We start from the raw sequence: 13,524 nt of genomic DNA, 5'->3' as shown, positions 1-13,524 counted from the left end.
AAAAATTAACCTAAACAATATAACAGTTGCACTGTATTTATGCGAATTGTGTTTTTCGTAGCAAATTATCGTTAAAATAAATCACTTTTGTAAATATTGAAGTTACATGTCTGAACATCTTCTCATCCAAGGTCAAGCAGGAAGTATCGACGTTTTAGTGGATATACCACAAGGTGAAGTTAAAGCGTATGCCATTGTCTGTCATCCACATCCACTACAAGGCGGCACACCACAACATAAAGTTCCAACCTTATTAACACAAATTTTCAACCAACTTGGCTGCATTGTATATCGTCCATATTTTCGTGGTTTGGGACAAACTGAAGGTACGCATGATGATGGTTTTGGTGAATCTGATGATATTTTAGCTGTGATTCAGCATATCCAAAATTTACATCCTAACTTAAGTTTTTATGCTGGTGGCTTTAGTTTTGGTGCACATGTATTAGCCAAATGTTATGTGCAACTTGCCGAAAAAAACCAACCCAAACAAATGATTTTATGTGGCTTACCTACAGCTCGTGTACGTGGCATTCGTGAGTATAAAACGCCAAATTTGAGCGGAGATATTTTATTTATTCATGGCGAAAAAGATGAAATTACATTACTTGCAGACTTAGTCATTTGGGCAACGCCACAAAAACATTTAATCACAATCCTGCCAGGTGCAAATCATTTTTTTACTGGATATTTAAAACAATTAAATATTGCGATTGCTCGTTTTTTAAAAGTTGAATAATGTTGCTACAGCATTTTGAATTTGCGATCTTTTTTATCTCGCTTTCCACATTAAAAAACAATTATTTGCATAAAATTACTTCTACAATCATGATAAATATCATATTGTTGAATGACTTTGAGATGATTGGTTTCATGACTTAAAACCAATCATTTTCTATCTCATTTTTAGATGATACTTTGATAAATATAGGAAATATTTCGCAATGCAACTACAACAGGGTCAAAAATTACAATTACAACAGCTTAATCTGCAACAAGAATTTAGCATCGAAGTCGATATTCAAGCCTCTTTTAATATTGATCTTTCATGTTTTGGTTTAGATGCCAATCAAAAGCTCAGTGATGAAGCTTTTATGGTGTTTTATAATCAACCTATCACACCTGATGGTGCAGTACGTTGGCAAGCTCAACCGAAACAAAACTTTCATTTTCAACTTAATTTGGTCGATTTAAAGCAAATTCAACGTTTTAGTATTTGTGCTGCAATTGATGATGCACATGCAACGATGCAACAAATTCAAGGTGGCACAGTCAACATCAAAAACCCACAAGGGCAAGTTATCGCGACATTTGCCATTCAACCGCAACTTTTTAACCAAGAAAAAGCCATTATGCTTGCTGATGTCTATTTTAAAGATGTTTGGCGTTTAGGTATTGTGGCACAAGGATTTAATGGTGGTTTAGCAGCATTGGTTGAACATTTTGGTGGTGAAGTTGCACAAGATGAGCCAACTCAACCCGTAACACCACAGCCCGTAGCACCCCCTGCCCCATCCATTTCAAAACCCACAACATCTAGCTCAAGCAGCCTGAATTTAAATAAAATTCAATTGGAAAAAACGGGGCAATCCCATCGGATTAACCTCAATAAAAACAATCATGAATATCTGAAAATTGAAGCTATTTGGGTCGACAATGGTGATGGGCGTAGTGACAATGATGATTTAGATTTACGTGTAGGCTTCATGCTACAAAATCAAAATCAAATGGGTTATGTGTGGTGCCCATCACAGCAAGGTGCTTTAGAAAGCCATCCTTTTATTCAGCATCAGGGTGATATTACAGGTGCATCCATTTCTCAGCCTGGAAAAGAAACGGTTTTGGTTCATCCTGATATTGCCAATAAACTTGGTGGCAAAGTCGCATTGGTCTTTTCTGTATATTCTGCAGTCAGTAATGGTGTGGTTTCGATTGCCTCATTACAACCAAAGATGCGGATGCAATATGGCGATCAATTGGTGGAGTGTGTTTTTAACTCAAGTGTGTCTGCCAAAGCCAAAAGTCGTTTTGTTTATACCTACGTGATTGGTGTTGCGATTATTGATGAACAAGGCATTACCCTGCAACACTCTGGCATGACCAGTGGTCGTTTTAGTGAAAATACGCCACGTATTATTTGGAAAAAAGACGGCACTGTCGATATCAAGGTTGATGGCGAACCCATGTTTAAATAATCATTTTAGACGGATATTTCCTCAAGTCTTTTACTCGGGGAAATATTCACATCAATACCCAAAACAAACCTATTCAAAAGTGAAGCGATATGTTTATTGCACCTGAATTCCAAGAAGTACGTCCTGAAGAAATTCAACGCCTTATTCAAGATTATCCCTTAGCAACCATCGTTGCACACACCCATCAAGGTCTGATTGCCAATCATATTCCTTTACTTTTTAAATCAGATAACATACTCATTGGGCATATTGCTAAAGCCAATGAAATGTATGCTCTAATCACTGAAAATCAAAATGTTCTTGCTATTTTCAAAGGTGAAGATGCTTATATTTCTGCCAATGATTATCCAAGTAAATTCATTGATCATAAGAAAGTACCGACTTGGAATTATCAAGCTGTTCATGTACATGGCACACTCAGATTTTATGATGATCAGAAGTCTAAACTTGCTGCTGTCGGAATGCTGACCAAAATACAAGAACAAAAAACCAATGGTGAACAAGCATGGAAAATGTCCGATACACCTAAAGATTATCTATCAGCATTACTTGAAGATTTAGTGGTCTTTGAAATTGAGATTATGCACATTCAAGCCCAATCCAAACTCAGTCAAAATCGTGAGCCAACCGATTTTAATGCAGTGATTGAGCGCCTTAAAGCACGTGATCAAGGTGATTTAGCACAAGCAATGCTTAATTTAAAATAAGATTTATTTCAATAAAATCATAAAATTAAAATCAGCTTACATCCGCCCATGTTAAACCAAACTTCGCCAAATACTTTTTGACTCGATCTGAGTCATTGGTACTTTGGCGTTGTTCACGGGAAATAGCAAATAAACGTCTGCCTGCATCTGCCATTGATTTTGACTGCTGACAGACATTAATCACCCCTTCAAGCTGAATCCGATCAAATTCATCGATTTCCGCCAACTGTTCTGTACTGAATAATGTGGTTAAATTGGAGACTTTTTCAGGTTCAGTCTGCAATTGCCATAAGCGTTGTAGGCGTTTTATCTCTGCTTCAACCTCAAGCAAACCAATCCGTTCACCATTCGCCAAAGTCGCCATTCGGGTTACACTTGCGGTTAAATCACGAAAATTACCCTGCCATGTCGCTTCAGAAGATTGCGAAAATTTTAAATATTTTTCCAAAGCATCACTATGAAAACGCAATTGGCGCTGTTGTTGCATGGCAAAACGCTGTAATTCAAACTCAATATTCGGTGCAATATCTTCACGGCGATGTTTTAAATCAGGCAAAAAGAAAGTCCAAGTATTTAAACGTGCCCACAAATCTTCCCGAAAACGTCCCGCCTGTACTTCTGTTCGTAAATCTTTATTGGTTCCTGCAATCAATTGAAAATCTGCCTGAACTTCTTTGTCTGCACCAACAGGAAAAAAGGATTTATCCTCCAAAGCCTTGAGTAACATGGCTTGTTCATCGAGCCCCAATTCGCCAATTTCATCTAAAAATAAAATCCCGCCATCGGCACTTTTTAAGTAGCCTGTACGGGCATTGGCTGCACCTGTAAATGAACCTTTGATATGTCCAAACAACGCCGACATTGCGCCATCACCACATAAAGTCGCGCAGTTGACATCGACCAAACGTCCTTCTAAATGAAATTTTTCTTTTTTCAGTTGATAGATTTGTTTGGCTAAATGCGATTTCCCCACCCCTGTTGCACCCATAATTAAAATCGGAGCGGTTGAGCGAGTTGCAACCAATTCAACTTCTTGAATCAGTTGGTTAAAGTCTTTATTTTTCGTGGCAATATTGGCTTTGAGTTGTTGCCAATTGGCAGATTGTTCATTTTCAAAACGCTGTGTTAAAGCCGCATAACGGGATAAATCCAAATCAATAATGCGATATTCACCTTCGGGCTGTTGCTTGCCTGCGGGCGAACTTTGGATCAATTTAGCAGGTAAATAATGTGCATCTATCAGTAAATACCAACAAATTTGTGCAACGTGTGTGCCTGTGGTGATATGCAGATAGTAATTATTCTTTTCTGTATCAAATGGATAGGATTTTACAAAGTCATACAATGCGCCATACATATCGGAAAAATCCCACGGATCACGGATATTGACCTGTTGTCCTGTGATCTGCGTGGAAGGCGAAATTTGTGCGGCATCTTTTTTGAGATGCTCAATTAAACTTACACTACGACGGTCATGCAAAAGCACCAATTCATCAACCAATAAATCTTCATGCATCAGCAAACTCATGGTTGGACGCCAACGCTGCCATCGCTCTTCTTTTTTGCCTTGATCTAAAGTCGACCCCACAAAACCGATGACCACTGTTTTTTTAGACTTTTGCATATTTTCTATAAAATTTTATAGTTTCAATGTATTTAATATAGCGAAAAGATAGCTTTCAATGCAATTTAATCTGCATTTTCCTGTTCTTGTTGCATGAGCAATTGATTTTCTGTATCTTTTGCTATAATAAATTGGCGTAAATGTTCCACATCTTGCGGATTTATCTGAGGATTTTCCAATAATAAATCAAAATATGCTTCTCGATCTTCAGGTAAAATATATTCCAAGAACTCACACATCACTCTTTCTAAACTTTGCCACTGTGCCTGATTCGGTTGCCATGCTAGCCCCACATTTAGCTGTAAAAATGTTTGCAGGGTTTTGCCTTCAATCCAACATTCATCAGCAGGTAATTCACTCAAATGCACGATCCATTGCCATAACATCGGCTGAAAATGTGATGCCAATTGTGGATAAGCCTCCATATACACGGTTAAATTGGCAATCGATTCTTGATCATTTTCTTGAATGGCTTGCTGTAAAAGTTGAGTGATTTTATCCGTAGCATATAAACCCTCAGTCCCCCAACTTGTTAAAATTTCAATACTTGCACCTTGCGGTGTTTCTCCATCATAACCATAAGGATCATCCAAAGCCTCTAGCAAATGTTGTTTAAACCAATTCTCTCGCACTCCTAAATCATTTAAGACCTGCATGGCGACCATAGGGAAATACCATATCTCTTGCTCATGCAATAAAGCTTTAAGTTGATCCATCACATCTATTGGAATTTCAATACTTTGGCATTTTTTAAGTGCATGTAACGAGGCATCAAAAATTTCTTTCTGCTGTATTTGAGAAGATCCAATAAAGGTGTCTAAAATAAACTGTTGTAAAGGTTCGGATAATTCATTTTTACGATGCGCCAAGCATATTAATAATTTTACTTTAAAATGAATTGATTCTGTTTGAGCAAAGCGCTTTGGAATCTCCAATAAAAGTGCAGGAAAGCGATCATAAAAATGCTGAATATAATCAGTTGGACGAGAACCTCCTATTGCAAAATCAAGTTTTTGTGCAGTAAATAAATCATAAAAATATTCGATGTCTTGAGGATCTAAATTTTTAGCCGAAATGTGCACAACGAATGGAAAAATCTCAAAAGGAAATGCCTGAAAACCCTGCCAAACCAAAGGAACATTTTGCTCCGCAAAAGGTGAAAATGCGTGTAACCAATAGTTTAAAATTGCCAACTTCTCTAAACTCTTTACTTCGTCTAGTTGTGGTTCAAACATGATTTCATTTAATGCATTTAAATTTTCATCTTGATTTATTGTCTTTTCCAAATCAAAAAGCTGAGGGTTTAATTCAAAAAAATGCTCTATTCTTTGCGTTTGGTTTTTAAGCTCCCCTTCATACAGCTCTGATATAACCCGATGATTCGCTAAATAAAAACTCAGGAAATGAGTGAAATAAATACCAATATCTTTTTGATTTTTTAATAAATCTTGCCAAGCCTTCACCTCAAAAAAGTCTGCCTGTCCAATGCTTAAAATTTGAATCTCATCCATTTTTTCAGAATTAAAATAATCCTGTTGCTGTAAAAGTTTTTCCAACAAATTTGAGGCTTTTTGCATTGCTTCAGGTGTAGCGACATCAGTATTTGGCATTATTTTTCCTTGTTATGATTTTTGAGATCAACTTTTATTGAATGCAAAATTAGCATTAGAAATATCCAAATGCTATACTTCACCTGCACAAAACTTCCTCTCCTTTTGCGCCATCACCGTCTGCAACGACATTTCTTGATGGATTCTTCTTGGTTTTCTGCACAACAATATTGATTTGATAACAAACATTTTGAAAATAATCAGGTTTTATTTCCCATGTTACAGTTTACATTTTTAGGGACATCTTCAGGTGTACCCTCGCTGACCCGCAACGTGTCAGGTTTAGCCGTACGACACAGCAAAAATAAAGATTGGATCTTGATTGATGCAGGCGAAGGCACACAGCATCGTATTCAACAGACCCATCTGACTTTGCAAAATTTAAAAGCCATTTGCATTACCCATGTACACGGCGATCATTGCTATGGTTTACTTGGTCTACTCGCAAGTGCAGGCATGAATGGACGTAAAGACACACTGACACTGATTGCACCGAAAGAAATTCAGGCTTGGCTTGCAAGTTCAATGCAACTGACTGAGCTTTATTTACCCTATGAAATCCATTTTATTGATGTCGCAACGATAAATGCGCCGATTCAGATTAATCCTGAACTCACCATTTCAGCCCATACTTTGCATCATCGGGTGGCGAGCTATGCTTTTGCCATTGAAGTCATACAACAACAGAAAAAGCTAAATGTCGATGCTTTAAATGCTTTGTCTATTCCTAAAGGTAAACTGTGGGGCGATTTACAACAAGGCAAAAATATCGAATGGAATGGTGAAACTTTACAAGCACAGGATTTTGTTGAAATCACCACCCAACAGGTCAAAGCCATTGTTTCAGGGGATAATGATCAACCTGAATTATTACATCAAGCTTGTGAAAATGCAGATTTGCTCATCCACGAAAGTACCTATACGCAGGAAACTTTAGAAAAAGTTGGTGCAAACCCGATGCACAGTTCAGCGAAAATGGTCGCAGAATTTTCTGAATCAGTTAATTTACCCAATTTGATTTTGACGCACTTTAGCCCACGTTATCATGATGCAAAAGAGATCGCCTTGTTAGAACAAGAAGCCAAACACTCTTATACAGGGCAACTGTTTATGGCTGAGGATTTAAAAGTGTTTGAATTGGATGCTTTAGGGCAACTCAAAGCTGTTTAAGTTACATGCCATTCCCTTTTACTTTTTTAAATCTCAGCATTTCAGCATGGGAAATGACAAAAAAGTTTGACTTGATAAGTAGAGGACTTAAAATACGCTTTTTGAATTTTTAGTAATCCGCGAACTTATGTCGAACGATCAAATTGAAGTGCAAGTTGTAGACTTGGATAATTTGCAAGAACACCGTGAAATTGTGACATTCATGCGTAGATCTTCACCTCTAAATACTTCACAAACGACTGCGCTTGAACAACATCGTGAAATGATTTTGGAATATCCTGTAGGCGACTTACGTCAGCATTTTGAACACCCTGAACGTCCTCTAACTGTAGAAATCGGTTTTGGCATGGGACGTTCATTAGTACTTATGGCAAAGGCTAATCCTGAGCGTAACTTTGTTGGAATCGAAGTTCATATTCCTGGTATTGCACAATGCGTTTACGAAGCAGGTGTCGCTGAAGTTAAAAACTTACGTGTTTTAGATGCTGATGCGATCCAAGTTTTACGTGAAATGCCTGATAACAGTATTAACACCATACAGTTATATTTCCCAGACCCTTGGCAAAAGAAACGTCATTTTAAACGTCGCTTTGTTTCTCATGATCGTATGCCATTGGTTGAAGAAAAATTGGAAATCGGCGGTACATTCCATGCTGCAACGGATTGGGAACCATATGCTGAGTGGATGCTTGATGTGTTAGATAATCGTCCACGTTTAGAAAATCTTGCAGGCAAAGGCAATAGCTATCCTCGCCCTGAATGGCGTCCACAAACCAAATTTGAACGTCGTGGTATCGAAGCGGGTCACAAAATTAATGATTTTATTTTCAAGAAAATCAACTAAATTTTAAGATCTCGAAAAAAGCCAAATCAGATGATTTGGCTTTTTTATTTTTTGTATGACTTCATTATACATATTCAAATAGCGACTGATTTTATAAACATTACATGATTAAATAAGAATCAAGCCCACATAAAAAATTTAAAAAATAAATTTTATATGAAAAAAATAGCGTGGATTTTAGTTAATATACAACTTGTTCTTGGTTTTATTTATAGCTATGACTATTTGCATAGACATATCATCATACAGCATGTTTTTTTATTTATAATCAGTGTAATAATTTTCTCTAATATTCTGTTTTATCTAATGAAAAAAATTAGACTCTATTCAATGAGAGCTTTTCTAGCAATCATAATTTCATCTTTCACACTCTCCATATTCTTTATCATTTTCACACATGATTTTCCTAAATTCACTTTAAATTCTTTTTTAATGATTTTTCTTTACTTGATCATACGACTGTTACTTTTTATCACGACACCTATCATGATCATACTTGAATTATTCTATATTTTAGGAAAAATAAAAACTTAACAAAAATTCGATGTAGCAGTCATTCCATAACAAGTTAAAAATTAAATCAGCAGCAATAAAAAAGCCAATCACCCGAAAGTGATTGGCTTTTTTATTGCATGTTCAGAGAATAACGACGTCATTAACTCAATTTCAGTTTCCCAAAATCAAGATGGCCATCTTCAGCACTGATTAAAACTGTATCGCCCGCAGTAAAATCACCTGCCAAGATCCGTTGCGCCAAAGTATTTTCGATCTGTTGCTGGATCGCACGTTTCAATGGACGCGCACCGTAAACAGGATCAAAACCAGCATCAATCAGAATATCAAAAGCCTGATCATCAACTTTCAATCCAATGTCACGTTCAGCTAAACGAGAACGTAAACGATCCAATTGAATATCGGCAATGCCACGAATCTGCGATTTTTTCAATGAGTGGAATACAACTAACTCATCAATACGGTTGATAAATTCAGGACGGAAATGTTGCGATACCGCACCCATTACCACCGCACGAACTTCTTCATCCGTCGCACCTTCGCCAAGCTCACGAACATCACTTGAACCTAAGTTCGATGTCATCACAATCACGGTATTTTTAAAGTCAATCAATCGACCTTGTGAATCCGTCAAGCGACCATCATCCAACACTTGTAAGAGAATATTGAATACATCAGGATGCGCTTTCTCAACTTCATCAAACAATACAATACTGTAGGGTTTACGACGTACCGCTTCAGTCAGTACACCACCTTCTTCATAGCCCACATAACCCGGAGGCGCACCCACCAAACGACTGACTGAGTGTTTTTCCATGAATTCAGACATATCGATACGGATAATCGCATCATCACTGTCGAATAAGAAATTACCCAAGGCTTTGGTCAATTCAGTTTTACCCACACCTGTTGGTCCAAGGAATAAGAATGAACCACTTGGACGGTTCGGATCAGATAATCCTGCACGTGAACGACGCACTGCATTCGACACCGCAACCACAGCTTCGTCCTGACCAACCACACGGTTATGTAAGAATTCTTCCATGTGAAGAAGTTTCTCACGTTCACCTTGCAGCATTTTCGAGACAGGAATCCCTGTTGCAGCACTCACGACTTCCGCAATTTCATTTTCAGTGACTTTGGTACGAATCAGTTTCGGTTCTTCATTGGTTTCCGCAACTTCTTCTTCATTCAAGCGTTTTTGCAACTCAGGAATCACGCCATATTGCAAACGGCTTGCTTCTGCCAAATCACCTTCACGTTGTGCTTTTTCAAAGGCTGTACGGGCTTTATCCAACTCAACTTGTGCCTGATTAGTACCATCGACTAAGCGTTTTTCAGCAATCCACACTTCTTCAAGATCGCTATACTCTTTTTGAACTTCTTCGATTTGTTTTTCGAGATGTTCAACTTCAGCTTTGGATACAGAATCCGCATCTTTTTTTACCGCTTCCAACTGCATTTTCAATTGAATTAAGCGACGATCCAAACGGTCTAATGGCTCAGGTTTTGAGTCAATTTCCATTTTGATCCGTGATGCAGCTTCATCAATCAAATCAATCGCTTTATCAGGTAACTGGCGATCTGTAATGTAACGATGCGACATTTTCGCTGCTGCAATAATCGCTGAGTCCAAAATCTGTACACCATGATGCGTTGCATATTTGTCTTTTAAACCACGTAAAATTGCAATGGTATCTTCCACACTTGGTTCATCGACCAAAACTTTTTGGAAACGACGCTCAAGTGCCGCATCTTTTTCAATGAACTGACGATATTCATCTAAAGTCGTTGCACCGACACAGCGCAATTCACCACGTGCCAATGCAGGTTTGAGCATATTGCCCGCATCCATTGCACCGTCGCCTTTACCTGCACCCACAAGTGTATGTAACTCATCAATGAACAGGATGATTTCACCATCATATTTAGCTAAATCTTTCAGAACCGCTTTTAGACGTTCTTCGAATTCACCACGGTATTTTGCACCTGCAAGTAAAGAACCTAAATCAAGTGAAAGAACACGTTTTCCTTTCAGGCTTTCAGGCACTTCACCGTTGACAATACGCTGTGCTAAACCTTCAACAATCGCAGTTTTACCCACACCCGGTTCACCAATCAACACAGGGTTATTTTTGGTACGGCGTGATAAAACCTGAATGGTACGGCGAATTTCTTCATCACGACCAATCACAGGGTCAAGCTTGCCTGACAATGCTCGTTCAGTCAGGTCAACGGTATATTTATTTAACGAATCACGTTGATCTTCATGATTATTCGCCATCACTTGCTCACCACCTCGTATATTTTCAATCGCTTTGCGCAGTTTGTCTGTCGTCACACCTACGCTTGTGAATAATGTTTTGGTCGCACCTGTTTCAGCAAGTGCCAAAATCACCCAATCGGTCGATAAAAACTCATCACCTGCCTTTTGTGCATAACTGTCTGCTAAGTTAAGCGCACGAACCGCTTCAGGATTAAGGTTAATATCCCCTGTCGGTGTTCCGATTTTCGGTGCATCGTTAATTGCCTTTTGCAGCTTCGTTTTCAGCTCAGGAAGATTTGCACCTGACTGTTGCAATAAACTCAGATTCGATGGCTCTTCCAATAAAGCGGAAAGAATGTGAATACCCTCAATCGCGGTATTGTCATTCCCCATCGCTAAAGATTGGGCATCTGATAAGGCTTGCTGTAGGCGGTTGGTAAATTTTTCAAATCGCATTCTTGTTATTCCTCACAACAAATTTTGTACTTGAATAATAAATGGGAACGCTTGGTCGGATTTCAATAGACAAATTAAATTATTTTACATATTTTTCAAAAACTTACCATTTCAGTCAGAATAGATTTCAGTATTAATATCTGTGCTGATTCAACTTTTTTCAAGTCAGTACTTTAGAAAAATATATGTTTTGAAATGTCCTTATATTATTGATCAACTTAGTATTTAGACTAAGCCTTATTGGACAATTTTAGAATCTGAAAAATGTTAATATTCATTAAACGTGAATTTATAAAAGGCTGAACAAATATTGCCATTTGATCAGCCTCACTCATTCATCTTAAATTTATATACAACTAAACCTGCGATTTGGTTGCAGAACTTTGTGACACAGCGCTATTGGCAGGTACACTTTGGGTAATCCACACATTTCCGCCAATAATCGCACCTTGCCCAATGGTGATACGACCTAAAATCGTTGCCCCTGCATAGATCACCACATTATCCTCAACAATCGGATGACGTGCATATTCCTTTTGTAAACGCCCTGCATCATCCACCTCAAAACGCTTTGCACCCAAAGTGACTGCTTGATAAATACGGACATTCTTACCAATCACACAGGTTTCACCAATCACTACACCTGTGCCATGATCAATGAAAAAGCCCTGATCGACCTGCGCACCGGGATGAATATCAATCCCTGTTTTAGAATGCGCAATTTCAGCAATCAAACGAGCCAATAATGGCAAATCTTTTTTATAAAACTCGTGCGCAATCCGATGATAAATAATGGCGAGTATGCCCGGATAGCACAACAAAACCTCATCTACACTTCGTGCCGCAGGGTCACCCTCGTAGGCTGCAATCACATCCGTATCCAAAATACGGCGTAGCTCAGGTAATTTTTCAGCAAATTCAGTCACTAAACTTTGTGCAAGAATATCCGCAGTTTCAGCATTTTCCTGTTGTTTTTTATATTTATAATCATAGCTCAGGTTTAACTTCACCTGCTCTCGCAAAGCATATAATGTTTTCTCAAGTGTATGTGCAATATAGAAATTTTCACTTTGCTGACGTAAGTCATGAGGTCCCAAGCGCATTGGAAATAAAATCCCACACAGATCATTCATGATTTTTTTAATTTCTTCTTTTGAAGGCAACTCTCGCCCACCAAAATCTTTTAGACTTTTCTGCTGTGTACGCCATTCATTACGCGCTTGCTGTAACTCTGTGACGATATTTTGAATGTTCCATTGGGTCATTAGATTGCCTGCATGAGATTTCTTTTATCATTATATGAATAAAATATTAAATTCAATATTCTTTATTCAAATCTTGTAGAGAATATTATTTTATTTACCAAGTTTTAGATAAACATTGTTGATATATCCATATCTGAATTTTGCATTTAGTCACAGATGCAGTCGATGCCATGATTAAATACAGCGCTATATCTAATTCAGAATCATAAAAACTTCTTTTCCTCAAATAAGAATAAGCAATTCAATTTTTATTCATTTTCAGAATATAAAAAATCATTATATTTAATATCAACTTCTCTAATAGATTATTTCAAATTCTGTAAAGCTTAGCTTAAAAACTGCTTTATTCAGGATTTGATTCAGGTGTGTAACATGAATAGTGCAACTAAGATTGAACTTCCAAAATTGGATGACAATAAGATTCAGCAAATCTTTACCGATGCAAAACAACGAGTTGAAGATCATTATCTTGAATTTACTGGCACTGTTTTGCCACATGAAGCTTGGGCTTTATTTCAGGCAGATCATGCGGTGATTGTGGATGTACGTACCAATGAAGAACGTAAATTTGTGGGCTATGTCGAAGACACCATTCACATTCCATGGGCGACAGGCACAGCGCTGAATCGGAATCCTCGTTTTGCCAAAGAACTCGAAACAAAAGTCGGTAAAGACAAAGTGATTCTACTTTTATGCCGTAGTGGTAAGCGTTCGGCTGCGGCGGCAAATGTGGCGTTTAATGCAGGCTTTGAAAATATTTACAACATTGAACAAGGCTTTGAAGGTGATTTAGATGAAGACAATCATCGTGGCGCTTTTAATGGTTGGCGTTTTCACCAATTGCCTTGGCGACAAGAATAATTTTCATTTTTTG

General features: G+C 37.9%; 10 protein-coding genes. 6 read left to right on the top strand and 4 right to left on the bottom strand.

Translation table 11 applies throughout. From position 1 onward, the window contains the following. The first annotated feature begins 106 nt into the window (after positions 1-106). From AVJ19_RS10885 to AVJ19_RS10875, 3 genes are all read left to right on the top strand, one after another. Positions 107-739, top strand: a complete 633-nt coding sequence (locus AVJ19_RS10885) for an alpha/beta hydrolase (protein ID WP_111859730.1) — start codon at positions 107-109, stop codon at positions 737-739. A 205-nt stretch (positions 740-944) separates the two neighbouring features. Next, the gene (locus AVJ19_RS10880; RefSeq protein ID WP_111859729.1) at positions 945-2,195 is read left to right on the top strand and encodes a TerD family protein; all 1,251 of its coding nucleotides are present in this window, start codon (positions 945-947) and stop codon (positions 2,193-2,195) included. 89 nt (positions 2,196-2,284) lie between these two features. After that, positions 2,285-2,902: an FMN-binding negative transcriptional regulator gene (locus tag AVJ19_RS10875; RefSeq protein ID WP_111859728.1), complete on the top strand. Its 618-nt coding sequence runs from the start codon at positions 2,285-2,287 to the stop codon at positions 2,900-2,902. Between the two features lie 31 nt (positions 2,903-2,933). Here the strand turns inward: AVJ19_RS10875 and rtcR are convergent, their stop codons facing one another. Together rtcR and AVJ19_RS10865 are read right to left on the bottom strand one after the other, a co-directional pair. After that, entirely contained in the window at positions 2,934-4,526 is a 1,593-nt protein-coding gene (gene rtcR / locus AVJ19_RS10870) for an RNA repair transcriptional activator RtcR (RefSeq protein ID WP_111859727.1), read from the bottom strand. 65 nt (positions 4,527-4,591) lie between these two features. Next, on the bottom strand, positions 4,592-6,136 hold the full coding sequence (locus AVJ19_RS10865) for a hypothetical protein (RefSeq protein ID WP_111859726.1): 1,545 nt from the start codon (positions 6,134-6,136) through the stop codon (positions 4,592-4,594). A 216-nt stretch (positions 6,137-6,352) separates the two neighbouring features. Here AVJ19_RS10865 and AVJ19_RS10860 point away from each other — a divergent pair, with 216 nt between their 5' ends. Together AVJ19_RS10860 and trmB are read left to right on the top strand one after the other, a co-directional pair. Then, the gene (locus AVJ19_RS10860; protein ID WP_111859725.1) at positions 6,353-7,306 is read left to right on the top strand and encodes a ribonuclease Z; all 954 of its coding nucleotides are present in this window, start codon (positions 6,353-6,355) and stop codon (positions 7,304-7,306) included. 127 nt (positions 7,307-7,433) lie between these two features. Then, a complete protein-coding gene (gene trmB, locus AVJ19_RS10855; protein ID WP_111859724.1) occupies positions 7,434-8,150 on the top strand; it encodes a tRNA (guanosine(46)-N7)-methyltransferase TrmB in 717 nt (238 codons plus the stop codon). A gap of 655 nt (positions 8,151-8,805) precedes the next feature. Here trmB and clpB read toward each other — a convergent pair. Then, positions 8,806-11,385, bottom strand: coding sequence for an ATP-dependent chaperone ClpB (gene clpB, locus AVJ19_RS10850; RefSeq protein WP_111859723.1), 2,580 nt, complete (start codon positions 11,383-11,385; stop codon positions 8,806-8,808). Between the two features lie 356 nt (positions 11,386-11,741). Beyond that, positions 11,742-12,650, bottom strand: a complete 909-nt coding sequence (epsC, locus tag AVJ19_RS10845; RefSeq protein ID WP_111859722.1) for a serine O-acetyltransferase EpsC — start codon at positions 12,648-12,650, stop codon at positions 11,742-11,744. A 372-nt stretch (positions 12,651-13,022) separates the two neighbouring features. On the opposite strand from epsC, the gene AVJ19_RS10840 reads away from it, so the two are divergent. Further along, complete coding sequence (locus tag AVJ19_RS10840) at positions 13,023-13,511, top strand: rhodanese-like domain-containing protein (protein ID WP_111859721.1); 489 nt, start codon at positions 13,023-13,025, stop codon at positions 13,509-13,511. The last annotated feature ends 13 nt before the right edge of the window (positions 13,512-13,524 follow it).

The sequence above is a fragment of the Acinetobacter sp. CFCC 10889 genome (assembly GCF_003268395.1).
GTDB lineage: Bacteria > Pseudomonadota > Gammaproteobacteria > Pseudomonadales > Moraxellaceae > Acinetobacter.
The sequence above is the reverse complement of the archived record's forward strand: the minus strand, read 5'-3'. Positions and strand labels throughout refer to the sequence as shown.